The 26,152-nt window shown below is 42.6% G+C and carries 22 protein-coding genes; 15 read left to right on the top strand and 7 right to left on the bottom strand.

Going from position 1 to position 26,152, the window contains the following annotated elements; translation table 11 throughout:
• From A3G19_RS04850 to A3G19_RS04825, 6 genes are all read left to right on the top strand, one after another.
• A partial coding sequence (locus A3G19_RS04850; RefSeq protein WP_294870868.1) for a 4Fe-4S binding protein occupies window positions 1–607 on the top strand: 607 nt, incomplete at its 5' end.
• Window positions 604–1,041, top strand: a complete 438-nt coding sequence (locus A3G19_RS04845; protein WP_015653077.1) for a hypothetical protein — start codon at window positions 604–606, stop codon at window positions 1,039–1,041. The genes A3G19_RS04850 and A3G19_RS04845, both read left to right, overlap by 4 nt.
• Window position 1,042: 1 nt before the next feature.
• Window positions 1,043–1,537, top strand: a complete 495-nt coding sequence (locus tag A3G19_RS04840; protein ID WP_015653078.1) for a hypothetical protein — start codon at window positions 1,043–1,045, stop codon at window positions 1,535–1,537.
• A 25-nt stretch (window positions 1,538–1,562) separates the two neighbouring features.
• Window positions 1,563–3,371, top strand: coding sequence for a diguanylate cyclase (locus tag A3G19_RS04835; protein ID WP_294870866.1), 1,809 nt, complete (start codon window positions 1,563–1,565; stop codon window positions 3,369–3,371).
• Window positions 3,372–3,523: 152 nt separating this feature from the next.
• A complete protein-coding gene (locus tag A3G19_RS04830) occupies window positions 3,524–3,787 on the top strand; it encodes a BrnT family toxin (RefSeq protein WP_294870865.1) in 264 nt (87 codons plus the stop codon).
• Window positions 3,774–4,001 carry a CopG family antitoxin gene (locus tag A3G19_RS04825; RefSeq protein ID WP_294870863.1) on the top strand — a complete coding sequence of 76 codons (228 nt, stop codon included), beginning with the start codon at window positions 3,774–3,776 and terminating at the stop codon, window positions 3,999–4,001. Before A3G19_RS04830 ends, A3G19_RS04825 begins: the two co-directional genes overlap by 14 nt.
• 4 nt (window positions 4,002–4,005) lie before the next feature.
• Here the strand turns inward: A3G19_RS04825 and A3G19_RS04820 are convergent, their stop codons facing one another.
• The 4 genes from A3G19_RS04820 to A3G19_RS04805 form a co-directional block, all read right to left on the bottom strand.
• Window positions 4,006–4,512 (bottom strand): phosphatidylglycerophosphatase A, encoded by a 507-nt coding sequence (locus tag A3G19_RS04820; RefSeq protein WP_294870862.1) that lies wholly within the window; start codon window positions 4,510–4,512, stop codon window positions 4,006–4,008.
• Window positions 4,513–4,620: 108 nt separating this feature from the next.
• Window positions 4,621–5,811 carry a sulfate adenylyltransferase gene (locus A3G19_RS04815; protein WP_294870860.1) on the bottom strand — a complete coding sequence of 397 codons (1,191 nt, stop codon included), beginning with the start codon at window positions 5,809–5,811 and terminating at the stop codon, window positions 4,621–4,623.
• Window positions 5,789–6,676: a response regulator gene (locus A3G19_RS04810; RefSeq protein WP_294870858.1), complete on the bottom strand. Its 888-nt coding sequence runs from the start codon at window positions 6,674–6,676 to the stop codon at window positions 5,789–5,791. Before A3G19_RS04810 ends, A3G19_RS04815 begins: the two co-directional genes overlap by 23 nt.
• Window positions 6,673–7,794: a bifunctional 2-C-methyl-D-erythritol 4-phosphate cytidylyltransferase/2-C-methyl-D-erythritol 2,4-cyclodiphosphate synthase gene (locus A3G19_RS04805; RefSeq protein WP_294870856.1), complete on the bottom strand. Its 1,122-nt coding sequence runs from the start codon at window positions 7,792–7,794 to the stop codon at window positions 6,673–6,675. The genes A3G19_RS04810 and A3G19_RS04805 overlap by 4 nt, the downstream gene beginning before the upstream one ends.
• 218 nt (window positions 7,795–8,012) lie before the next feature.
• Between A3G19_RS04805 and thiC the strand changes: the two genes are divergently transcribed.
• The 3 genes from thiC to A3G19_RS04790 all read left to right on the top strand — a co-directional run bounded on the left by thiC (window position 8,013) and on the right by A3G19_RS04790 (window position 12,561).
• Complete coding sequence (gene thiC / locus A3G19_RS04800; protein WP_294870854.1) at window positions 8,013–9,389, top strand: phosphomethylpyrimidine synthase ThiC; 1,377 nt, start codon at window positions 8,013–8,015, stop codon at window positions 9,387–9,389.
• Window positions 9,390–9,490: 101 nt separating this feature from the next.
• Window positions 9,491–10,660 (top strand): Mrp/NBP35 family ATP-binding protein, encoded by a 1,170-nt coding sequence (locus A3G19_RS04795; protein ID WP_015653090.1) that lies wholly within the window; start codon window positions 9,491–9,493, stop codon window positions 10,658–10,660.
• 104 nt (window positions 10,661–10,764) lie between these two features.
• Window positions 10,765–12,561 carry a GGDEF domain-containing protein gene (locus A3G19_RS04790; protein WP_294870852.1) on the top strand — a complete coding sequence of 599 codons (1,797 nt, stop codon included), beginning with the start codon at window positions 10,765–10,767 and terminating at the stop codon, window positions 12,559–12,561.
• Window positions 12,562–12,744: 183 nt separating this feature from the next.
• Here A3G19_RS04790 and A3G19_RS04785 read toward each other — a convergent pair whose 3' ends face one another.
• The 3 genes from A3G19_RS04785 to A3G19_RS04775 all read right to left on the bottom strand — a co-directional run bounded on the left by A3G19_RS04785 (window position 12,745) and on the right by A3G19_RS04775 (window position 19,013).
• Window positions 12,745–14,580, bottom strand: coding sequence for a GGDEF domain-containing protein (locus tag A3G19_RS04785; protein WP_015653092.1), 1,836 nt, complete (start codon window positions 14,578–14,580; stop codon window positions 12,745–12,747).
• Between the two features lie 107 nt (window positions 14,581–14,687).
• The gene (glmS, locus tag A3G19_RS04780; RefSeq protein ID WP_294870850.1) at window positions 14,688–16,502 is read right to left on the bottom strand and encodes a glutamine--fructose-6-phosphate transaminase (isomerizing); all 1,815 of its coding nucleotides are present in this window, start codon (window positions 16,500–16,502) and stop codon (window positions 14,688–14,690) included.
• 3 nt (window positions 16,503–16,505) lie between these two features.
• Window positions 16,506–19,013, bottom strand: coding sequence for a DUF294 nucleotidyltransferase-like domain-containing protein (locus A3G19_RS04775; protein ID WP_041192388.1), 2,508 nt, complete (start codon window positions 19,011–19,013; stop codon window positions 16,506–16,508).
• Window positions 19,014–19,166: 153 nt separating this feature from the next.
• Between A3G19_RS04775 and A3G19_RS04770 the strand changes: the two genes are divergently transcribed.
• The 6 genes from A3G19_RS04770 to A3G19_RS04745 form a co-directional block, all read left to right on the top strand.
• Window positions 19,167–20,105: a GGDEF domain-containing protein gene (locus A3G19_RS04770; protein ID WP_015653095.1), complete on the top strand. Its 939-nt coding sequence runs from the start codon at window positions 19,167–19,169 to the stop codon at window positions 20,103–20,105.
• 85 nt (window positions 20,106–20,190) lie between these two features.
• Window positions 20,191–21,252, top strand: coding sequence for an aminofutalosine synthase MqnE (gene mqnE, locus A3G19_RS04765; RefSeq protein WP_294870848.1), 1,062 nt, complete (start codon window positions 20,191–20,193; stop codon window positions 21,250–21,252).
• Window positions 21,253–21,261: 9 nt separating this feature from the next.
• Window positions 21,262–21,831 carry an aminodeoxychorismate/anthranilate synthase component II gene (locus A3G19_RS04760; protein WP_015653102.1) on the top strand — a complete coding sequence of 190 codons (570 nt, stop codon included), beginning with the start codon at window positions 21,262–21,264 and terminating at the stop codon, window positions 21,829–21,831.
• A complete protein-coding gene (locus A3G19_RS04755) occupies window positions 21,828–23,012 on the top strand; it encodes a hypothetical protein (RefSeq protein ID WP_015653103.1) in 1,185 nt (394 codons plus the stop codon). Before A3G19_RS04760 ends, A3G19_RS04755 begins: the two co-directional genes overlap by 4 nt.
• 89 nt (window positions 23,013–23,101) lie before the next feature.
• A complete protein-coding gene (locus tag A3G19_RS04750; RefSeq protein WP_015653104.1) occupies window positions 23,102–24,418 on the top strand; it encodes an ATP citrate lyase citrate-binding domain-containing protein in 1,317 nt (438 codons plus the stop codon).
• Window positions 24,419–24,428: 10 nt separating this feature from the next.
• Window positions 24,429–26,152: citrate/2-methylcitrate synthase (locus tag A3G19_RS04745; protein WP_294870846.1), on the top strand; the 1,724-nt coding region annotated here is incomplete at its 3' end.

The raw sequence follows: 26,152 nt of genomic DNA, 5'->3' as shown, positions 1-26,152 counted from the left end.
GGAACCTAAGGATCGGAGAGATTTTTTTAAAACCTTTCATTTGAGGGGGATTGCAAAAGTCAAACATGATTTTGAAAAAGAGGTTCAAAGTACAACCGATGAATTTATCGAATCGGTGATTGACAGCTCTCATACGCAAGAGCTGCGTGCCAAAAAAATTACCGATCGGCGAAAACTCTTTTTTACGGCACTGAAGCGGGTCGAAAAGTCATCACAGTTTCATGTTGTGGATGCCCAAATGATCTCTTTTACCTCTCAAAAAATGATGGATGAGACCAAATGCACTGCCTGTCAGATGTGCTATCGTGTTTGCCCTACTGCGGCACTCACTTCGGATATGCGTAATTCTAAGATCGATTTTGATCCGTTTTTGTGCGTCAAATGCCATCTATGCCATGATGTGTGTGAAAGTGATGCGATCAGTGTATCGACATCGTATAACCTCAAAGAGTGGTTTGAGCCAAAGGTGCAAAATCTTATCACCTATTTGGTACGCCGCTGTGATGAATGTGATGCCATTTTCAGCTCCGTCGGGGGGGAAAAAATCTGCCGCCGCTGTCAGCTCGAAGAAGAGGAAGCTCTTGAATTGTGGGGATTGAATACATGATGAATAATGATAATACTATTACTGTGGCTACGAAGCTTTACGGATATATTGCCGAAAATGCGCATAGTAGCCGTTTTTCGGTCACCCTCAATAAACTCTATAAAGAGAGTGGGTGTGATGCGATGATGATTCCGATGAATATACGCCCCGATGATGTCGCCTTTACGATTTCGCAAATGCGAAGCTCAAAGCTTAACGGGGCAGTCATCGCCAGTGAATATCAAGAAGAGGCACTTGGTTTGGTTGATGAAGCATCCGCTACGGCACAAGAAAATGGCTATTGCGATTGCATCATGATACGTGAGGGAAGATTGATCGGCGATTTGATTATGACGCGTGCATTGGAACGCTATGCCGATCGGGACGATTTTCCTGATGAGATTGCAATGCGCTCACAGTGTCACTATTTTTACGATTTAACTACAGGAGAATAAAATGAAAGCAAACGATTTTAGCGATTTAAAGGCTGAATTTGATGAATTTGTGCGGGGAAAATGTGACACTGGAAGCTGCGAGAGCGGTACCGAGGAGAATGATCCCGATAATGAACCGGTTCCGAGTTTTGTCGATGAGCTTTCCGATAAACTTTTAGCCCCTTATCACAGCGGGGTTTATTTCTCGCGTCTGGACATCAAACGGGTAGCCGAAGCAATCGATGAATCGATTCCGATTAAAGAGCGTAAAAAAATGATTAAAGCGCTCTTTCGTCATACGACCTCAAAAGAGTATTTGCGTTCAGCATTCGATGAATTCAACCGTCATTTTGGGGGACGTATTTTGATTTATCAAGAGCTTTCAACCGCATTTCCGGCATCTAAAGTACTCTTTGATGAGAATATTGCTAAAATCAAAAAGACACAAAAGATGCTTGATCAGATTACAGAAGATTTTGAAGAGATTGAACCGACGGATGAGCCGATGATGATTTAGGTGTATCTGAAGACGAAGGATTGGGATGAATTTTAAGCTCCGTGCACAAATCATTATAGCCTTGATTGTTCTTGCGGTCTCTTCTGTATTTACTTTTTTTCATATCTCTAATGAGAGCCGTTACGCACAAGAGCGGGCACAACGCTCTTCAGGAAATGTCAGAATGGCGTTTGACTCGATGGTACGTGATACAGAACATTTTTACATTTTTCGAGCTTATGCCAATATACGCTCCGAAGGGGTACTCGAAGCAATCAAAAAACACGATACCGAGACACTCTATCGTTTAACTCTCCCAAGGTATAAAACGCTCTGTGAAGAAAACCCCTCTCTCTCCATCATGCAATTTCATGCTGCTGATGGAACCTCTATTCTACGGATGCACCTCAAAGAACACTTTGGAGACAATATCGCCGCACGCAGGCCGATGATTCGCAGTGTTCATAAAAATCATAAAATGCTCACCGGATTTGAAGGGGGAATTGCCGGAATGGCATTTCGTGTGGTGATGCCGGTATTTGATAACGATACCTATGTCGGCGCTTTGGAATTTGGAATCGACACCTCTTATTTTATCGATAAAATCAAACAAATGACAGGATCTGAAAATATTTTGATGATCCATAAAGATGTATTGGGTGCTGCTGATGGATCTTTATATCAAAAGGGGATCGGAGAGTATCGTTACATTCGTATCTCGGAAGAGCAGAAGCCATATCTGAGTGCTTTTATGGATAAAAATCCATTGATGAACTCTAAAAATATTCGTATTGATGAAAAAGATTATGAGATCAATCCCCTCTATTTACACAATTCAGAAGGGCGAAAAGTTGGTGTCATCCTCTCCATTAATGATGTAACGGGCAGTTACCAAAACCTTTTAGAGACAATTTTAGGAAGTATTATCCTGACGGTGCTTTTAATGGCATTGTTTTGGGGATTAATTGAATATACGTTTGGTGCGCTCATAGGTAAATTAAATCTTCAAGAACGGTACATCAAAACCATTTTGGATTCGCAAAAAAATATTGTTCTTGTAACAGACGGTGAACAGATTATTTATGCTAATCAGGCATTTTCTGATTATTTTGGGTATCTATCCATCGAAAAATTTCGTCTTGAACACGCGTGTATTTGTGATTTTTTTGAAGCAGGTGAATCCAATGAATATTTACAACCGCAAATGGATGGGATACTTTGGACCGACTATTTGATTCAATACAATACTAAAGAGCACAAAGTAAAAATGAGGGTGGGTGAGAAGGTTTCAATTTTCACCGTTCACTTGCAGAAGATGGAATATGAGAATCAGATACGTTATGTAGTCGTTTTTACCGATATTACAAAATTGAATGAATTGGCAACGCTAGATGTTTTAACTAAGGTTGCTAATCGGTTTCAGTTTGATAAAGTCTTGGAACATTCGATTACATTATCGCAACGTTACGGTCGTGCTTTGTCCATGATGTTGATTGATATTGATCATTTTAAAGAGATAAATGATAACTATGGCCATTTGGTGGGAGATGAAGTCCTAAAAATATTAGCACAAATTTTGAGAGACGGAGTTCGTAAAAGTGATGTGATTGCACGGTGGGGAGGTGAAGAATTTGTAATTTTGCTTCCGGACAGTGAACTCTCATCGGCAACAAAACTGGCTGAAATACTCCGTTTAAGGATTGCTGAATACGATTTTAAGTTGGTTAAAAAAATTACCTGTTCAATCGGAATTGTACGATGGAATGAGGGGGAAAATCCGGATCAGCTTTTAAAGCGTGTTGATGAAAAACTTTATTACGCAAAAGAGAGTGGACGGAATAAGATAATCAGTTAAAAATTATTAGCCGATAAACCGATATCAGCAGACAACTAAAGACACATTCGGAAGAGACTGTGAACCAGATATCTTGTTTTATTTTCCAGTGAATAATACGATGAATTTTCATTCTTTAATCCATCTTTGGATAAATTTGGTATACCATTGGTATGAAATTTGAATATGATAGGATCAAAAGCGAAGTAAACAAACAAGAACACGGTATTGACTTCGATGAGGCTCAAAAACTGTGGCATGATGAAAATTTGCTTGAAGCTCCTTTGAATTTCCCTGACGAAATACGTTTTTTGTGTGTTGGGAAAATCGAGGAAAAACATTGGACTGCTATCATAACCTATAGAACAGAAGTAATTCGAATTATTTCCGTGAGACGATCACGGCACGTGGAGGTAGAATATTATGAAAACAGCTAAAGAATTTGACGAAGCATTTGATAACGGAGAAGATATATCCGAGTTTGTCGATTGGTCTGCGTCGCGTCGTCCTAATTTGGAACAAAAACGGGTGAATCTCGATTTACCAATATGGATGATCGAGAGACTTGATTATGAAGCCAAACGACTCGGTGTTGCTCGACAAGCGATAATGAAAATGTTTTTAGCGCAACATTTAGAAAAGGCAAGCTAAAAGACTATCCGACTAGTCCGCTTTTTAAAATCGCTTGCCAAATGATGGCAGCGGTGATCCCTGCGGCAAATCCCGCGATGATGTCATCACCCATTACCCCAAGACCCCCTTTGGCTTCACGATCGATTCGACCGATAATAGAGGGCTTTTTGATGTCATAGATTCGGAAAAAGATAAAGCTAAGGACGATTTGCAAAGCGATTCCGTTATTCCATTGCATGAGTGTCGCAATATCAAATCCAATCCCCGGTGCGATGGAGAGGGCAAACCATAATCCGACGAGTTCATCAATAACGATTCTTTGATCATCATGATTTCCTGATTGAGCTTCGTACGTATTGATACTCTTAATGGCTATAAGTGTGATGAGTAATGCGGCTAAAAATAGGGTTTGCGGCCCTAAATACAAAAGGATAGCCACTCCTAATGGCAATGATGCAAGCGTCCCCATTGTCCCCGGTGCTTTTGGAGAGAGGCCGCTGTAACCGACGGTCAGAAAAAACCAATTCATTTTTTTCCTTTTAGAATAGTTTTCAAGTGCGGTTTATCTGCACGTGAGCATTCCGCTGAGGAAAACTCAGCGTTAGCGCAGGCAAATACCGGCTTTGCCGGTATGCCGTTAAGTTAAAGAAGTCGTCTGATAAAGACGCATAAGTGCAACATAGAAATCTTTTTCACTGTGTTCTTCAAGCAAACCGTTGACAGGCATAATGTCATAATAGAGTTTAGCCAGATTTTTAAAACGATTCGGATAAAGCGATGCAACAATCATCGATGAAATTTCTTTACGCACCAATACTGCCGGCGGGAGAAGTCCCTGCTGCATTAGTTCTAAGATCGACTCAGCATGATACGAGATGTGGTGATGGTGTCCATGCGGACAGGTTTGGACACTCACAAGTGTTTTACACTGATTACAGTAGACGTATTCGCTTGCAATACCCACTTCGATATCAATACCGATGAGGCGGTCAATAATCGATTTATTGGCATTATGATCGTAATACATTCCGATACCGGCATGGTTTTGTCCGATCATCAAACGATCACACCCATAATTTTTGGCAACGATCGCATCTAAAATCACTTCATTGCTTCCGGCGAAAATATAGCTGCTCTCTAAGGGAACGATGACAACTCGGTTGCGGGGAAGGTAGTTCTCCACAAAAAATTCTAATGTTTGGTATCGGAGATCATATTTTAAATTAGCATTATTGTAAGGCTTAAGTAAGAAAATGACAATCAGATCGGTACGCTCTAAACTTTGGCGAATCAGACGTTCATGCGCTCGATGTAGAGGGTTTGCCGCCATAAAAAGAGCCGTTGCGTGCTGCGCACCGATTTGCTCTTTGGCCTCTTGAATCATGTTCTGAATTGCTTGGACACTGCTTAGATCGATAGAGTAGTCACCGCAAATAGCGTATTTTCCCAATCGTTTATGGGTTGCGTTGACACCCGGATGAGAGAGATCTTCGGTGCCGTAAATTTGACGGAGCCGTTCACGCGGATCGATGGGGTAGACTTCATCGACACAAAGCTCTCCAACGATTGCATTATCGCAAATAAGGTCAAGTATCTCCCCCGTATAGGCCGTAGTGAGAATCGTTTCGTTGACCTTACCGCTAGGTGAAAGGATAAGCGGAAAGGGGAAGGTTTTCCCCAAAAACATTCCACTGCTGAGGACCTCTTTACTTTGAGCTTCATTCATCAGAGCCGTTACCGGACTGAGCATTCCTGCTTTGAGTAATGTGAGAGCAGAAACCGCTTCTTGATCGATATAGAGGGCTCTATTTTTTCTTGACGATGCCATATTTCTTTCTCTTTTCCCATAAGCTTTTACGTGAAATACCAAGTTTTTTAGAGAGTTCCGTATCCGGGAACCGGTTTTGGAAATGGACCATGATATATTTGACATACTCTTCGATCGGTAGAATTTCTCCTTGATCGAAAAGGTGGCTTTCGCTTTCGATTTCGATCAGTTTGAACGGGGGATTATCGATGGGATCGGTACTGGCGACAATACATTTTTTTCCGGTGATCAACTCGTAAAATGCTTTATGCTCGGACTTTTTCAGGTTTTGAAAATCAGTGATAAAAAGAATCGAATCATCGTTTAAACTTGCGATATCGCTAAACGCTTTGGCTGAAGAGAGGGAGATAAACTGCAATGTTTTATCATGATGTGCCGCATAGCGAAAAGCAAAAGCATCGGCATATTTTTGATACCCGCTGCAAATGAAGAGGGGAAGCTCGGTTTTATCCAAATCTTCATCGACATTGATTGAATTAAAGGTATGAGAGAGATAGCGCTCATAGGTTTGGTTCTGACGGCGAAGACGTTCATGATTCTGGAAATGTTGGATTTTACGGATGAGTTCTTCGATCATAAACGGTTTGAGGATGTAATCTTTCGCACCGGCCGCCAAAGGTTTTGAGACGGTATCATTGCTCACATAGCTTACCATTAAAATGACGACGGCATTTTTATACGCTTCGATGACGGGATAGATGTCTTGCCCGCTGATATTGGTGGAGAGGAGAACGACATCGTAAGGGATTCCTCTCAGCCCCTCTTTGGTAGAACTGGAGATGTCGCAGTTGTGACTTAGGTCGCTGAGTTTTGAAGCAATACTTTGCGCTAAGTAAATTTCATTTTCGATAATGAGTATATTCATCCGTTTTTCCAATCAAAATAATGTACTGATGCGGTTGCTATGACGCCGACCCCTTCCTTGCGCCCGATAAATCCGAGATGCTCTGTCGTTGTCGCTTTGACATTGATCCGTGCAATGGGAATTTGGAGTAAAGGGGCCAAGGTAGAGCGCATGAAATCTTTATAGGGTCCGATTTTCGGTGTTTGAGCGATAATGGTAATGTCGGCGTGGAGTATAACAAAGCCGAAATGGTGGAGCTTTTCGACACATCGTATCAAAAGCTGTTTGGAATCAATGTTTTTGTAGGCATTGTCCGTATCGGGGAAAAGCATCCCGATATCTCCCAAGCACGCCGCTCCCAGCAGTGCATCGATGAGAGCATGGATCGCCACGTCTCCATCGCTATGCGCTTTAAAGCCAAAAGGGCTGTCTATCTCTACGCCGCAGAGCACCATTGGTTTTCCCTCTTCAAAAGGGTGAACATCAAATCCGTTCCCCGTAAAGACAAAATTGGCAGGTGGAGCGAGACACTCGAGTGCTGACGTATCTCCGGCATGGGTGATTTTAGCGGCACGTTCATCACCGGGGATAAAATGGCGTGTTCCGCCAATTGCTACTATGGCACTGCTCTCATCGGTATATTCAATACCGGTTTCAAATGCGCGGCGTAGTATTTCGGTACGGGAAAGCTGAGGCGTTTGTATTCTCTTTACGAGATTTCGTTCGATTGTCGTGTTATCGTAGACAACGGTGTCATGAACATCGAGAGCCGGTACAATAGTATCGGCTAAGCCTTTGGCTGCAATGAGACGGGAAATAAGATCGGGATCAATGCATGCACGGGCAATATCACTTACCATGACATAGGTAGTTTTCACTTCTTTAAGGGCGTTTTTGAGTGATTGCTGACGGGTATTTCCCCCTGCTACTACAGTAAAGTCACATAAAGGGGAGATAAACGGGATTTCAGAGCTATGAGCCGATAAAATAACGGGTACATTGGGGAGAGATTCTTTGATACGGTTAGTAACATAAAGCCATAGCGGATCATGCCCTATACGGAGCCATTGTTTTTTTACGGGTACTTTAAAACGCTCTGAGTTACCAGCGGCAAGCAAAACAAGGGTAAAATCAGACAAAATGTATCCTATTTTGAAAACTGTTACGAAATTATACACTTAAAAAGCTTTTTTTTATCTTGTTTGCGATAAATTATAGAATATATCAAGGGGATAACAGGAGACCTTTTCCTAAATCCTCTTGAAGTTTTTAATTTACATTAAAAGAGAGTCTACCCTTTTAGGGGCTCTTCTTTATAAGTCCAATTAAGCTTTTGATAAAGATCTAAGGAGAAAGTATGAGAACCGCATGGGTCGCCAAAAGAGAAAACGACACCGTCCGAACTCAGATGTATTATGCCAAGCAAGGCATTATTACCGAAGAGATGGCGTATGTCGCCAAAGTAGAAGAACTCGATCCCGAGTTGGTTCGTTCAGAAGTAGCGCGGGGACGTCTGATCATCCCTGCGAATGTTAACCATCAAAATTTAGAGCCGATGGCGATTGGGATCGCTGCACGCTGTAAGATTAATGCCAATATCGGTTCATCCGCAATTGCGAGTGATGTTCAAGGGGAGATTGAAAAAATTCAGGTTTCTCAGCACTATAAAGCGGATACGGCTATGGACCTTTCTACGGGAGGAGATTTGGATGAGATTCGCCGAGCCGTTATCGCCAACTCGAAAATCCCGATCGGAACGGTTCCTATTTATCAGATTTTACATGATGTAAACAATAAAATCGAAGATTTAAGTATTGAAGTTATGCTCGAGGTATTAGAGCGTCAAGCACAGCAAGGTGTGAGCTATTTTACCATCCATGCGGGATTTTTGTTGGAGACGATGCCGAAAGTGGCGAAACGTAAAATGGGAATCGTCAGCCGAGGCGGATCTCTGATGGCGGCATGGATGATGCACTACCATCGCGAAAATCCGTTTTACACGGCGTATGATGAGATTTTGGATATTTGCGCTCGTTACGATGTCTCTCTTTCCCTCGGAGATTCACTCCGTCCGGGATGTTTGGCGGATGCCTCCGATGAAGCGCAGCTGGGTGAGCTGAAAGTGCTCGGTGATTTGACGCTTCGTGCGTGGGAGAAAAACGTTCAGGTTATGATCGAAGGGCCGGGACACGTCCCTCTCAATCAAATCGAGCGTAACATGAAAATTCAGCGCGAATATTGCCATGAGGCACCGTTCTATATCCTTGGACCGCTCGTTACCGATATTGCGGCAGGGTATGATCATATCAGTTCTGCTATCGGTGCGGCAGTCGGCGGATGGCATGGGGCATCAATGCTCTGTTACGTTACTCCGAAAGAGCACTTAGGTCTTCCGAATGCTGAAGATGTCCGCGCAGGGATTATTGCCTACAAAATCGCGGCACACGCGGCCGATATCGCCCGTGGACGCAAAGGTGCCCGTGACATCGATGATGCGATGAGTGATGCGCGCTATGCGTTTGACTGGAACCGTCAGTTTGAACTGGCACTCGACCCTGAACGGGCGCGTGAGTATCACGATGAAACATTGCCGCAGGATGTATTTAAAGAAGCGGAATTTTGTTCCATGTGCGGACCGAAATTTTGTTCGTATAAAATTACCCAGCAGATTATGGATAACCCCGAATCTCTCGCATGGATTGCGGAAGAAGCAAAAACACAAAGCGCAAGTTGAAGGTAAAAATAATAGCGTCATCCTGAACTTGATTCAGGATCTTTAGATTGCGGATCTAGTCCGCAATGACAAAATGATCTAAATTTAGGAGAAATAATAATATGACAGAAGAAATTGTAAAATCAGCGTTATCCAAAGTTACCTATCCGGGGTTCACAAAAGACATCGTAACCTTCGGATTCGTTAAAGAGATTAAAATTGAAGGTGCCAATGTCAGCATTAGCGTTGATATCACTTCAAGTGCACCGGAAGTAGCGCATCAGATCACTGTGGAAGCAACCGATGAGCTTAAACGTGTCGGTGCAGCAGAGATCGTAGTGAACATTACGGCACCGAAAATGCCTAGAGAGAGTTCATCAAAGGGGAAAAATATTGCCCCTCAAGTGAAAAACTTTATCATGGTAAGTTCGGGTAAAGGGGGAGTCGGTAAATCGACTACATCCGTAAACCTCGCCGTAGCTCTCGCGATGCAAGGGAAAAAAGTAGGTCTTTTGGATGCCGATATCTATGGACCGAATATCCCGCGTATGATGGGACTTGATGGTCAAAAGCCTGAAGTAGTGGGTAATAAAGTTCTCCCATTAAAAGCATACGGTGTCGAAGTGATGTCCATGGGCTCACTCATGGAAGAAGGACAATCGCTTATTTGGCGCGGAGCAATGATCATGAAAGCGATTGAGCAGTTCTTACGCGATATTATGTGGTCAGATTTGGATTGTCTCGTTATCGATATGCCTCCGGGTACAGGGGACGCACAACTCACGTTGGCTCAAAGTGTTCCGGTGACTGTCGGTGTAACGGTTACCACTCCTCAAATGGTCTCTTTGGATGATTCACGCCGAAGTCTCGATATGTTTAAAAAACTTCATATCCCGATCGCGGGTGTTATCGAAAACATGAGCGGATTTATCGCTCCTGATACGGGTGTTGAGTACGATATTTTTGGAAAAGGGACATCCAAAGCGATGGCGGATCAGTTTGATACCTGTATCCTTGCCGAAATTCCAATCGAGCCGGCTATCCGAACGGGCGGAGATGAAGGAAAACCGGTCACTTACTATGCACCGACTTCGGAAACGGCAAAACGTTATATGAAGGCGGCCGAAGATCTTTGGGCAACGATTGAACAAATCAATGCCGATGGCGGTGTCGATAATCAAGCAATTCAACCTAATACCCCTCCGGGTGTATCGGCATGTTCTACTGCTGCACCAAAACAAGAGGCTCCTGCGAGTGCAGGAAGCTGCGGCACCGGTTGCGGCTGTCACTAACTACTTTCAATTTCCCTCTTGAATGAGGGGAAAACTTCTCTTTTTTATAACTCTAATCTTTTTTTCTGTATAATCGATCTATTTACGCAACGAAGTCAGGAATAATGAAAAAAAAGAGTACATTTTTTACCCTCTCCCTCTCTATCGTCTCCATAATGATTCTATTTATTGTGATCTTGGTAGCAACTTTTCGCTATATGGGATTGCAGTCGGCCCAGAGCAGAGCAGCGTTAGCCGGAGCGATTGTTCGCGAGTCATTGACCTCCCATATGATTAGCGGAAGTACCGATTATCAAGAGAAGCTTCTAACACAAATCGATGCTTTGGAGGGGATGAAAAGTGCATGGGTAGTACGTTCTGAATCTCTCACTCGTCAATACGGGCAAGGAATCCATCATCAAGAAGCACGTGATGATATTGATCATGCCGTATTAAGAGAGGGGAAACCGGTCAATAATGTTTCGGGAACTTTATTCTCCGATACTCTGTATCGCCTTTCTATCCCTTATATTGCGACCTCAGAACAGGGTAAAATCGACTGTTTAAGTTGCCATGATGCCAAAGTAGGGGATGTCTTAGGGGTCGTATCGATTGAGATGGAGATTAATGACCTGAAAGTGACCGGTTTGGTCGCGGCCATCATGGCTATTATCGTATTAATCGCTTTGAGTGTATACCTTCTAAAAACCGTTCGCCGTTTCATTGGATCGTATAAAGAGACTCTGGATGATATTGCGGTAACGATGGAGAGTGCCGAGGGAGGCAATTATACCTATCGTGTTGAACAGACAGAGAATGCCGATGGATACCATGCCGCGATGTGGACCAATTCATTAATGGAAAAGCTGGAAACCACTCTCATTGAGGGGAGTGAGAAGATGGGATCATTAATCCAGTTGGATAAGCCCAATACCGATCCTCTCTACACTCTGCAAATGGGAATCCATCAACTCTACGAGGTGGAACGTTTCCGAAAAGCGATCGAGAAAGATCAGAATATCGAAGAGGTATACGGACGGATTATTGCCTTGCTTCGTACCCGTTGGAATTTGAGTGATTTTAATATTTTAGAGGTCAATCCACAGGATAAGTCGACGCATGTCGTCCATTCCGAAAAGACACTTCTATGTGACGCTGCTAGCGGATGTCGTGCCGATCGTACGACAGATATTGTGGATTCAACCCAATGCGAAGTAGCATGTCCTAAGATGATCGATCCGAGTGCTCATTATATCTGTCGAAGTTATCCTATTGTTGATGAGCTTGATATCGTCATTTCATTGGTGAGTTATGATGTTCGCGATATTGCAAAATTTCGCTTGGCGCTTGAACAATTGGGGAATTATATTAACGCTTCACGTCTTCAAATTATCAATAAAAAGTTACAGAATACGGTTCGTATTGATCCTCTTACCCAGCTTTATAACCGTGCCTATCTCGAAGAGCTTAGTAAACTGATTAACGCTCAGTCCATTCGTACGATGATCCCCTATGGTATTTTAATGGTCGATATGGACCATTTCGATGGAATCAATCACTCGTATGATGCGCAAGTGGGTGATGAGGTGATCAAAGCAATGGCCCGTAATATCCAAGAGACGCTCCAGCAAGGAGATATTCTTATCCGTTACGGCGGCGATACCTTTGCGGTTGTATTGTACGATTATGAGGGTGATAAGGTTACTGAAGTAGCTGAGGCAATTCATGTCTCATTTAAAAAGAAAATTCGTGTCAATACCTATGCTATTTTGAAAACGGTTAGTATCGGAATTACGCTATTTCCTGCGCAGACGAAAGATATGATAGAGGGGATTGAGTTTGCGAAACGAGCGTTATTGGAAGCAAAACATAAAGGGGGAAATTGTTCCCTCATTTATGATGCTAAGACAATGTTGATCTAGTCACTTCTTGCAGAAGTTCGAAGTAAGAGTGGGAGATTGTTCGCCCTGAACTCAAAGAAACATCGCTTCGCGAGCGGTACTCTTGTTTTGTCGAAAGGGTGCGCAAGTTCATAGTTCGACATACCCAAAGGGCACGTGAACTCACCACGAACGAAATAATAGCTTAAGCAAGAAGTCTATAGGTTAATACTGCTCTCCACTGTGCATGCTCGCTTCGAATTCGATAACGCGGTTACGTCCGGTATGTTTTCCTTCATAGAGGGCCAAGTCGGCATATTTGATGACTTTCCAGATTGAATCAGCCTGTGATGGAAAATGAGCAATTCCGATACTGAGTGTTTTTTCCACCGTATCGTTGCCGAATTGGAACTTTTTCTCATTAAAACGCATACGGATTTTTTCAGCGACTTGCGTTGCACCTTCCGGCGTTGTATTGTACAGAAGGATTAAGAATTCTTCTCCTCCGTAACGGATAGCGAGATCGGCTTTTCGGATACTATCTTGAAGGATTTCGGCAAGGGTCTTAATAACAATATCTCCTGCATCATGCCCGTAAGTATCATTGATCATTTTAAAATAGTCGATATCAATCATTAAAATAGCGTACGTGATATGTGAACGGAGCGCCTGCTCTGAACTTTTGTCGATAAATTCTTCTAAAAAGCGGCGGTTATAGAGGCGTGTCGCACCGTCTCGAAGTGAAGAATCTCGTAATTTATCCATAAGTGTTCGGCTCTCTATGACCGCTTTTGCCGCTTCGAAATAGTTTTTGATGCTTGGCAAGGAGAGATTCATCGCTTCAATGGTTGTATGGTCTTTAGCTGAAAAAGAGAGAATCAACGATAAATCGTCATTGATATTGAACGGAATACACGAATACTCTTTATCATCGGCACAGTTGGCACAAATATTGGGGAAATCGGTTGAATAAACGTCACTTGCAGTGCGGTAAGCACGGCACTCCATCGCATCTTTATCGGCAACCGGAAGGCAAAAACTTTTGTTATCAGTAATATGGATCAGTTTACGCTCTTTAGTATTTTTATCCACTTCATAGAGGGCAAAATGGGCAAAATTAAATTTCTCTTTTAGGACGTAAACAAAGCGTTCATAAATAGCATCTTTGGTACTATCAAGTTCGATGGTTTTTTTGAATTTATAGACATCGGAGAGCTCTTGAATAATGATTCCAGCGGTACTGAGCGGATCACTGCAGGAGATGTTTGAACGGGATGCAAAGGTATTAAGATTGTGTTTAATCCCGCCAAAGGTCTCTTCCATTTTTTGAAACAGGGTATTCATCTGCTCTGCAACTTCACTTCCGGCATCTTTGAGGGTTGTAGTGAAACGGAAGCTAAAATCTCCGGTACGTGCCCGCTTAATTCCATTTTGGAGATTTTCAAACAGTTTCATATACGGTTTGAAGTAGTAATTGGTAACCCACAGCGCTATAATAATAAATACGACATTGATGGCAAAAATCTTAGCAATCGTCATAGCACCGGTTTGGCGGATTTCATTGATATTGAACTCCATGCTGATGGCACCCAAAACTTCTCCCTCTTTAACATTATGACAGGTAAGACAGTTTGGCGTCCCATATGCTGTTGCAGTGTAGGGAATGGTTACACGCAAAACCGCGTTGTTGGAATCTTCCCGAATTTCTCGAACGGTGACCCCCTCTTTAAGGACTCTGCGGTCCATAGCATCACGTGGTTTTTCATTTTGCATCCCCTCGCCATATTGATTGATAACACTTTGGGAACGTACAATCCAAAGAGATTGAACATCTTTGATATTGGCGATATTGCCGAGAAAAAACTCCCGTTTATCCATAATGCCGTTAACCATGTGTGCTGTTAATCCATCACGAACAATTTCAGCGGTCATTTTGGATTTTTCAATCGCATTGTTATACCCATAATCACGAAAATTGAGAGCAACATTAGTAATCGTAGCAACAGCGAGCCCGATAAGCATCAAAGCGACGATAAATAATATTTTCCGATTAGCATTCATATTTCATTGCCTTATACGTTGAATTGACGGAATAGAATATTTATAAACTACTGACAATATCTAAATAATTTTTAAAGTTAGATGAAAGTAGAGTTAAGCGGTACGGTTTATTCGACCGTAACACTTTTTGCAAGGTTGCGAGGCATATCAACGTCATTGCCCAAACGGATAGCGATTTCCATCGAGAGGAGTTGTAAAACAACCATCATTTCGAAAAACTCGAGCATATAATCCCCGGTATGTTTTGTACGAATATGGTCATCCGCTTTGTCAAAATCGAGAGGACTGATCGAACAAATCGTTGAGTCGCGTGCGCTTAGCTCTTCGATATTACTTTTGGTTTTATCATAAAGCTTATGTTCCGGGAGTAGGGCTATGGTAAAGAGTTCCGGGTCAGCGAGGGCAATCGGGCCATGTTTCATCTCTCCACTTGGGTATCCTTCAGCGTGCAGATAGCTGATCTCTTTGAGTTTTAAAGCACCCTCCAGAGCAAGAGGGAAAAAGACATCTCGTCCAATAAAGAAGAAACCGTGCCCATGGAGATAGCGTTTACTGAGGCGGCGCAATTGTTCGTGCAGTGCGTTATCAACGGCAACTGTTACAGGGAGTGTGCGGAGTAAGCCGATTTGACGCTGAATTTCAGAGCTTTCGAGTGTTTTACGATTGCTTGCGAGATAGAGACTGAGCATCCACAATACACATACTTGGGTAGCGAATGCTTTAGTCGAGGCCACCCCTTTTTCAATTCCTGCACGGGTAAGGATGGACGCATCGGCAAGGCGTACCATCGAGGAGTTGTCGACATTACAGATAACCATGGTTTTGAGACCGAACTTTTTAGCCATTTTAAGGCTCTCTAACGTATCGGCAGTCTCACCGCTTTGGCTGATAACGACGAAAAGGGTGTCAGGGGTGAGGAAAGGTTCACGGTAGCGAAATTCACTGGCGAATTCGACAGAAGTTTTGATTTTTGCGTGGCGTTCAAAGAGATAACTTGCTACCAATGCAGCATGATAGCTGGTCCCGCAAGCACAAAATTTGATTTCGTTGATCCCCTCAAATAGAGTGCTTTCTAATTCTTCAAAATAGACATTTTCATCACGTAATCGCCCCAATAAGGTATCGGCCAAAACCGTACTTTGCTCATAAATCTCTTTTTCCATAAAAAATCGGAATCCCTCTTTTTGAGCGGAGAGTTTGTTTTCGGAGAGAGGGGTAAATCGCAAAATAACGGGGTTATTGTTCTCATCATATAAAGCCACTGTATCGGCGGATGCATAGCCATAATGGCCGTCTTCGAGATAGATGACTTCGTGACATTTACCAATCAAGGCCGCGTCCGATGAACCGAAAAGCGTTTCACCCTCGTGATTGCGTCCGATGATCATAGGAGAACCGTGTTTTGCGAAGAAAATTGTTCTCTCTGCATCTGCATTGACGAGCAAGATTGCGTATGCACCGCGAAGTTGAGCGAGAGTTTGTTGAAATGCTTCAAAAGGAGAAACTGCGGTTTTGAGTTGATGCTCGAAAAGATGGACGATCACTTCGGTATCGGTTTGACTTAAAAACTGAACCCCATGAGCGGTAAGCATTGTTTTGAGTTCTTGATAGTTTTCGATAATACCGTTATGAACGACGTAAGAATTTTGTCCCAGATGCGGGTGGGCATTAAGTTCCGTCGGTTTACCGTGCGTTGCCCAGCGGGTGTGTCCGATGCCGACAGAGAATCCGGTACTTTCAAAATTTTGAGCTTTTTCTTCAAGGTTGATGAGTTTTCCAACCGCTTTAAATAGGGAAAAGCTTCCTTCCTGCAGTACGGCGATTCCCGCAGAGTCGTAGCCGCGATATTCGAGCTCTCGAAGTCCGTCGATCAATATCTTTTTAACCGGTTTAACTCCGATATATCCGACGATACCGCACATATGTTATTCTCCTACCAATTTAGCAATTATTTCGCGCGCATTATCGCACATTCTGTTTTGTTTTTCAATTAAGAAGTGGTCTCGTGCCATATTTTTGTTGGTATGGATTTTTGCGGTAGCGATATTGATCTGTGCTTCGTCAAAACACTGAACGAAATAGGCCAATAATCCCCGCTGATTCGTCGTATGGAGGTTAAGCTGTGCATAGTGAATGGAGTGATCGCAATCGAGGGTAATTTCACTGGGTTTGATAATCGGTTTGGGGAGATTGAGCTTTTTAGACATATCAAATGCCTCTTCGACAATAATTTCAATTTGCTCCATTGTCCCTTCGCGAGGGCGTTGCAGAAACTCAATTTTAAAGTATTTAATCCCATCAAAGAGGGTGAAAATATCCATTGAAGCAACGTCCAGATAACTGAGCTTACCTAACAAATAGCCTAAGTTGAGAGGAATACGACGGAAAATATGGATAACCAGACCGCCGTCAATATTGAGCTGATAGGTAAAGTTCTGACAGTGAAAGGCTTCTTTGGAGATATTGATAATTTCGCTGGGTGTATGTTTAAAGAAAAAGAGGTTTGATTCGATAGAGAGGACTTTTTTCTGTTCAATTTTAGAGAGTTCGATAAATTCAGGATCGTGAGCGAGTCTTTTTTCTTTGTTTTGTCGTTTAATAGCGTCGGTAATACGATCATTTTGGGATGCAATTTCGAGTGAGGCTTCGTAGAGTTCATGAAGCAGATTCGCCCCAAATCCTGTATAGGTTCCCGGCCCGACACCGTTAACGTCTGCATAGGTTAGGATATAGAGGAGCTTGAGATTTTCAGGTGTTTTGATTTTGGACATGAATTGATAAAGGGTTTTTTCGTGATAGAGATTTTCACGGTACGCTACGTGAGTCATTAAGACGTGATGGCGAACCAACAATGCGGCACGCTCATGGAGCGTTGCGGAGAGTTTGAGATTTTTAATGAAAGGGAGAATGAGCTTCGGCCCAATTTCACTGTGATCTTGTTTACGCCCTTTACCGGTGTCATGGAGTAAAATCACCGCTTTTAATAGCGTTTTATCGACAATCCCCAGTGGTCGATAGAGAGTATCAACGTAAGGGTCTTGAATGTTTTCGAGGGCTTCTATGCACTTAATTGAGTGTAAATCGACAGGATATTGGTGGTATCCGTCGAACTGCGGCAGGTGTAGTACTTTTTTAAAGGCTCCGATGAGGTGGTGAAGGATCCCAGCATCGTAAAAAAGTTTGAGAATAACGTAAAGATGGTCGCGTTCGAAGAGTTTTCGCATGAGTGCGTATGTTTTGGCACGCAGAGGATGTTTTATGTGCGAATAGGTGAAATGGAACAGAACGCTTGAATCAAACACCCACTCTTTATCTTCTAAATTGACGAGCATTTCGAGAAGCGAATCGATCGGAGGAGGGGTATGGTTGAATGAAGCGTACAATACGCCATCAATCGCATAGAATCCTTTACTGACTCTTCCCTGTCGTAAGTACAAGGTATTTTTGGCATCGTGCATGTAGATACGCGCCATTTTTTTAACGTAGATTTGAGTGAAGTTGTTAATTCTCCATTGCGCTTCAAGTAACCGGGTAACCAGCCGTTTCTCATCATTAAAACCGAGCATTTGAGCTATGCGCGGCATATAATCAAGGGCGAGTTGATCTTGCTGTTTTCCCGTGAGCAAATGCAGAGCACTTCGGATACGAAAAAGGAGTTCTAAGGCAATACGGTATTCACGATACTGCTCTTCGCTAAAGAGTTTGCCGCTGAGTTCTTTGAGACTGTTGACTCCGTAAAGCGTTTTTGCAATCCAGTACAATAGCTGCGAATCGCGTAGCCCACCTACGCCCTCTTTAATGTTTGGTTGCATAGAAAAAGGGAATTTTTGTCGTCTCACATCCGCTTCTTCAATTTTTGCCATAATAAAGGCTTTGGGATTATCATAACGGATGGCGGTGAGTTTATTTTGAGTAGCGCTCCACGCAAACGGCGAACCGATAATGAGGCGTGATTCCATCATAGCGGTTTTAATCGTTATATCTTCGCGGGAAGCTCCCAGCAAGTCATCCACTTCGTGGACACGATGACCGAGCTTGAGCCCTGCATCCCATGCGAGATAGAGGAACTTTTCGATAATGGCGGCGGTATTATATCCCTCATTTTTTTCATATACAATCATAAGATCGATGTCACTGTGAACACACAACTGCTCACGTCCATAGCTTCCCAATGCTATAAATGTGATAGGGATAGAACTGCGCATCGGCAGGTAGTTGCCGAATAGGCGGCGCAATACGGTTTTGTACATCAGGGAGATAATCGAATCAAGTGTTTTTGTATGGGTGACGAGAAAGTCTTTACCTTGGTTGCGTTCAAAAACTTCAGGAAGTGAATTTTTATAATCAGATATATAGGATTTGAAGATCTTAGATATCTCAAAATCACTGGCTTTCTTTTCGATGAGGTCTTCAATTTGTTCGTTGATACTCATAGGGCTACTTTTTATTTTATTGTAGCGCATAATCATTTTTTTTGAGAACAGTAAGAGATTAAAAAAAAAGCAAAAATAGGATTAGAATGAGAAAATATGAAAGTTCACATGAAGATGATACAATTGTTTTAACGTATAGCAAAAGGAGTGAAAATGGACCCTATTCCTATCTATCAGAAAGTTTTAGAAATTCATGATCATACGATGGGGCTATTGCGTTCCATGAAGATTCCGGCTTATCCTTCACAATACAAAAAGATTTTTGACCAACTTTTTAGGGAAGCAGCGGATGAGGCGCTTCGTAAAGATCAGGAAAATGTCGATCAAAAAGTATTGAGTGATTCCAAAGAAGATGTAAGTAAATATCTCGATATGGTTGAAAATTCGGTTGCCTCGTTTATCGAATCGCACTCCGGTATCGCATCGGTTGCTGAAGAACAACGTCAATGTCTTGATAACGCTCCCTCGGATTCGATCGAAAAGTTTGTCACTTTTATCGAGGAATTAACCTCACTTAACCGAAATATGTCGGATGAGCTTGATAAAGCACAATCCAAGATTGATTCACTCACCGACGAACTTCAGGACGCTCGTTCAGCGCTCACAATCGATCTGTTGACCAAGGTTGGAAACCGTCAAGGATTTAGTGAAGAGATTGAACCCGCGATTGAAGCGGGTGCGAACAAAAAACTCTCCTTGGTGCTCATGATGATCGATGTGGATAATTTCAAATTCCTTAATGATGAATACGGTTATGTAGCGGGGGATAAAGTGCTTTATTTTATCGCACAGACGATTAAAGGGATGATTCGAACCGCAGATAACGTTTATCGCTATGGAGGAGAAGAATTCGCGGTTGTTTTAAATCGCTGTGACGTGACGCAGGCTGAGACAATGGCGGATAAGATACGCTCAAAAATCGAGCAAAGCAATCTCCTCTATGCCGGTAAAAATGTTCATGTTACTATCAGTGTCGGAGTGACTATTCATCAGCAGGGAGATACCTTGGAAACTCTGATAGGACGTGCCGATAAGGCACTGTATTGTGCGAAAAAGTCCAATAAAAACTGTACCGTCTTATTTGATTGGTAAGTTTAAGACTTGCAATGAAGTTTAAAGATGAGGTTTTTTTCTTTTGCTATAATGCGCATAAAAATAAGCAATAAAGATTTATATAATGGATTTGATAGCAAAAGTAAAACGGCATGAACGGTTATCCATAGAAGAAGCAACAGCCCTCTATGATTTAGACCTCTTTACCCTCGGCGAACTGGCTGATGAACGTCGCAAAGCGTTACATGGCAAACGTACCTATTTTAATATTAACCGCCACATCAATCCCACCAATATCTGTAAAGATATCTGTAAATTCTGCGCCTACAGTGCGAGCCGTAAAAATCCCAATCCCTATACGATGAGCCATGAGGAAATTTTGGCGATTACTGACGATATCGTTGCACGGGGAATTTCGGAAGTACATATCGTTTCAGCCCACAATCCTGACACGGGGTTGGAGTGGTATCTCGAAGTCTTCAGTAAGATCAAAGCACGTCACCCGAATCTACATATCAAAGCCCTGACAGCAGCGGAAGTTCATTTCTTAGCCGAAGAATATGGCAAAAGCTATGATGAGATTTTGGATTTGATGGTGGCGAACGGCGTTGATTCGATGCCCGGCGGCGGTGCGGAGATTTTCGATGAAAAAGTGCGTGATTACATCTGTAAAGGGAAAGTAACTTCCGCGCAGTGGCTTGAAATTCACCGCAAATGGCACGAGAGAGGGATGAAATCAAATGTCACCATGCTCTTCGGCCATGTCGAAGAGCGACATCATCGTATTGATCACATGATGCGGATTCGAGACTTGCAGGATGTTACAGGGGGATTTAACTGCTTTATCCCCCTTGTCTATCAGACGGAGAACAACTTTTTGAATGTTAAAGAATCCATCACCGCCCATGAAATTCTTAAAACGATGGCGATCAGCCGTATCGTACTGGATAATGTTCCGAATTTAAAAGCGTATTGGGTTACCTCTACGGTAAATTTAGCCCTTGTTTCCCAAGAATTCGGAGCGAATGACCTTGATGGTACGATCGAAAAAGAGTCGATTAACTCTGCCGCTGGAGCGGCAAGTGCTCACGGTGTTAATTTGGAAGAGTTCGTTGCACTCATTAAGAACAGCGGATTTGAACCAATTGAGCGTGATAGCTTGTATAATACCATCAAAGCGTGGTAAGGAAGAACAATGATTTTAATGATTGATAATTATGACAGTTTTACCTATAACATTGTTCAGTATTGTTTAGAACTTGGGGCGGATCTCAAAATTATTCGTAATGATGAACTCACGGTAGAAGAAATTGAAGCGCTTCATCCTGAGAAAATCATTATCTCTCCGGGACCTGCAACTCCCGATGATGCAGGGGTTACTCTTGAAGTCATTCGTCATTTTGCCGATAAAGTACCTATTTTAGGGATATGTTTGGGGCATCAAAGCATTGCACAGGCTTTTGGAGGAAACGTAGTACGAGCAAATCGAATGATGCACGGTAAAACCTCGAGAATGTTGCGTCAGGGAAATACCCCTATTTTTGATAAACTTCCTGAGATGTTTACAGCGACCCGCTATCATTCCTTGATCGTCGAACAGGAAAATCTTCCGGATGTCATTATCCCGACAGCGTATAGTGAAGATGATCATGAGATTATGGCGTTAGAGATTAAAGACAAACCGATTTACGGCGTTCAGTTTCATCCTGAATCGATTATGAGCGAATTCGGGCATGAGATTCTCAACAATTTTCTAAAACTATGAGAGAAAGAGTCTTTTTTTTAGCACTCTTAGGGATTAATTTTTTAATTCTTGTTTTGCAAATCAAAGGGCTCTCTATCGGCTACCATGAAGCAAAAATTCTTTATGGTGACTTCTCTGTTTTACAACTATTTATTACTTCCTCACTTCATATTTTTGGTCAGAATGATTACGCTTTACGAATCCCGATGATTGTCCTACATCTTCTTTCGGTATTTTTGCTGTATGGCATATCAAAACATTATGTTTCGCGTGCCAATGATCGTTTATGGATAGTATTGATTTACATTCTTCTTCCCGGGGTCACCAGTGCAGGATTGGTTGTTGATAATGCCGGCTTGATTATTACTTCTCTTTTTCTTTTTCTTTATATGTATTTGAACTATGGGCGTTACGCTTTGATTTTACTTCCTTTATTGGTAATTCTTGATCCGTCCTTTGCTTATCTGTTTTTTGCACTTGCCCTTTATGGAACCTATCGAAAAGAGTATATTTACACCCTCTCCGGGTCTATTTTTTTAGTACTATCGTTATGGATGTATGGTATTCATATCGGCGGATCACCGGAAAGCCGTTTTTTAGACGCTTTGGGGGTATATTCCGCGATATTTTCACCGATCGTTTTCCTCTATCTTTTTTACGTTCTTTACCGTCGAATGATGGCTAAAGAGTGGGATTTGATTTGGATGATTGCTATGAGCGCCTTTATCATCTCTTTATTGCTCTCATTTCGGCAAAAAGTGGAAATACAAACCTTTGCCCCATTTTTATTGATCGCATTGCCTCTTGCGGCACAAACTTTTCTCCATACTTACCGTATCCGGCTGCGTGAATTTCGAAGACGCTATCAAATACTCTTTTACAGTGCTTTTATCCTTCTAATAGTAAATGTATTAGCTGTTTTCTTTAACCACTATTTTTATCGCTTTTTGGATGATCCAAAACGCCATTTTTCCTATCCTATGCACATTGCAAAAGAGCTTTCCGGTGTATTGCATGAGGATAATATCCGATGTATCGATGCCGGGGATAAAAAGCTTCAAATGAGACTTCGTTTTTACGGAATCACCCACTGTGAGGATTACCGTTTAGAAAATGGAGCAAGCTCAAAGGGGAATAAAGTTACAATAAGTTACATAAATATCCCAGTATATGAGACACATGTTACGAAAGTAAACAAATAACAATCTTCTTCGCTCTAAAACTTTCGAGATACCGTTCAAAATCCTTATAAATGATATAATTTCTTAAATAGATTTTCGAAGGAGTTGCAATGGCTCAAAGAGCGATTCGTGAATACGACGGTAAAGCAATTTTCTCTAAACATTGGGAAAAATACTTCAGTGGTTTTCATTACGGTTTCAAATCAGTATTGGTAACTAATGGTGATGAATTACGTGCTTGTGCACAAAAACACGGTTTTGAATGGTTGAAACAAGAAGCTCTTGTTGCCAAACCGGATATGCTCTTCGGTAAACGCGGTAAAAATGATCTTGTATTGTTTAAAACTACTAAACCGGGTGACGTCACGCTTGAAGAAGCCGCTAAATGGATCGACGAAAAAATCGCTCACGAAACGACACTTCTCTCCGGACAACACGGAACATTAACTCATTTTATTATTGAGCCGTTCACTCCACACTCTCAAGATCAAGAGTATTATATTTCTGCAACCACAGTCGGTGAAGACGATGTTCTTTATCTATCGGCTGAGGGCGGTATGGAAGTTGAAGAGGGTTGGGAAGAGAAAGTTAACGAAGTAACAATTCCTATCACTATGGATGATGCAAACATTGCTCACTTGATCCGTGCCAATGTTCCTGCGGGAATTCCTGCCGAGAACAAAGAGCGTTTTATCGCTTTCGCAGAACAATTTTACAAATTCTACCGAGATCAGAATTTCGCTTATCTTGAAATCAATCCGATCGTTATGATCGGTAATGATATGCACATTCTTGACCTTGTCGCGCGTCTGGATGACACGGCAGGGTTCATGATGGGCGAATCATGGTGCGGTGCTGAGTTCCCGACGGCGTTTGGTATGGAAGATCAAACTCCGGAAGAAAAAGCGATTGCAGAAGCAGACTCTAAATCGGGTGCTTCATTGAAATTGACCATCCTTAATCCAATGGGACGTATCTGGACGATGGTAGCAGGTGGTGGAGCATCGGTTGTTTATGCCGATACCATCGCAGACCTCTCCGGTAACGTTTCCGATCTTGCCAACTACGGTGAGTATTCAGGCGGACCGACTACAGGTGAGACTAAATTCTACGCGGATACGGTTTTGGATTTGATGACACGTCACAAAGATCCTAAGGGACGCGATAAAATCCTTATTATCGGCGGTGCGATTGCGAACTTTACCGATGTTGCAAAAACCTTTACCGGTATTATTCAGTCGTTCGAAACCTATGCGGATCGTATGAAAGAACATAATACCCGTATTTATGTACGCCGTGGCGGACCGAACTATGAAAAAGGTCTCAAAGATATTAAAGATGCGGCAGACCGTTTGGGTCTCTATATCGAAGTTTATGGGCCAGAAACACACGTAACGGATATCGTACGTATGGCTTTAGAAAAATAAGGAGAGAATGATGGGTGCTTTATTTACCAAAGATACACAAGCAATTTTTTGGAACAACAACGCGAGCGCTATTCAGCGTATGTTGGATTATGACTATGTCATCAACCGTGCTAAACCTTCGGTTGCGGCAATCGTTGCTCCAACGTCCGGAAACAAATTCGAGAAATTTTTCTATGGTCCCGATGAGATCATGGTTCCGGTTTTCCGTAACACTACTGAAGCGGCAGCAGCATTTCCTAATGCAGACGTTCTTTTAAACTTCGGTTCTTTCCGTACCGCGTATGATGTTACGATGGAAGCGATCACACTCAAAGGGCAATTCAAAACCGTTATGGTTACCGCTGAGGGGATTCCTGAGCGTCTTGCACGTAAAATGAACCAAGCGGCTCGTGATGCAGGTGTGGTTGTTATCGGACCGGCTACTGTCGGCGGTATCGCTCCGGGCGGATTTAAAATCGCTAACGTCGGTGGAACGATTGAAAATATCATCAACTCGAAACTGCACCGTGCTGGTTCATGCGGACTGGTTACGCGTTCAGGCGGTTTGTTCAATGAACTCTCAAACATCATCAGTATCAATGCTGACGGTATTGCTGAGGGTGTTGCGATCGGTGGAGACCGTTTTGTTGGATCGGTATTCATCGATAACCTTCTTCGTATGGAGAGCAACCCTGAAGTTAAATACATGGTTCTTCTCGGTGAAGTAGGGGGGACTGAGGAGTACAAAGTGATCGAAGCGGTAAAAGCCGGCAAAATCAAAAAACCGATCATCGCTTGGTGTATCGGTACGATTGCAAAACATTTTAGTTCAGGGGTTCAATTCGGTCACGCAGGTGCTTCGGCAAATGCGGATGCAGAAACAGCAGCATCGAAAAATGAAGCAATGGCAGCAGCCGGTATCTATGTACCTGCGAGCTTCAATGATCTTCCGCACACAATCGCAGAAGTTTATGGAAAACTTCGCAGTGAGGGCACTATCGGTGAAATCGTTGAACCGGAATTACGTGCCGTACCAAAAGTACGTCGTAAGAAAGAGTTCATTTGTACGATCTCTGATGACCGTGGTGATGAAGCAACCTATGCAGGTTATCCGATCAGTTCGGTTGCAACACCTGAAACCGGTTTCGGTATCGGTGATGTTATTTCATTGCTTTGGTTCAAAAAACGTTATCCGAAATGGGCAACCGATTATCTTGAAACCGTTATCAAAACGGTTGCCGATCACGGTCCAGCTGTTTCAGGTGCACACAATGCAAAAGTAACTGCACGTGCGGGTAAAGACGTTATCAGTTCACTTGTAACAGGTCTTTTGACCATTGGACCACGTTTCGGCGGAGCGATCGATGATGCGGCACGTTATTTCAAATACGCAAACGATCGTGGTATGTCTCCGGCTGAATTCATTGATTACATGAAAAAAGAGGGTAAAACCATCTCCGGTATCGGTCACCGTATCAAATCGGTTCGTAATCCGGATCTTCGTGTATCAGGATTGAAAAAATATGCGGCTGAGCATTTCCCGGCTACTCCGTTACTTGATTTTGCGCTTGAAGTCGAAAAATTGACAACCTCTAAAAAAGATAACCTTATTTTGAACGTTGACGGTACTATCGGTATCTTGATGGTTGATATGTGGCGTGCGCTTGGATATTCCGAAGAGGAGATCGACGGCTTTATTGAAGCGGGTGCATTAAACGCATTCTTCGTTGTCGGTCGCTCTATCGGGTTCATCGG

The organism is Sulfuricurvum sp. RIFCSPLOWO2_12_FULL_43_24 (assembly GCF_001829605.1).
In the GTDB taxonomy this organism is placed as follows: domain Bacteria; phylum Campylobacterota; class Campylobacteria; order Campylobacterales; family Sulfurimonadaceae; genus Sulfuricurvum.
Note: the sequence above shows the minus strand (reverse complement) of the source record. Positions and strands in the feature narration are given on the sequence as shown.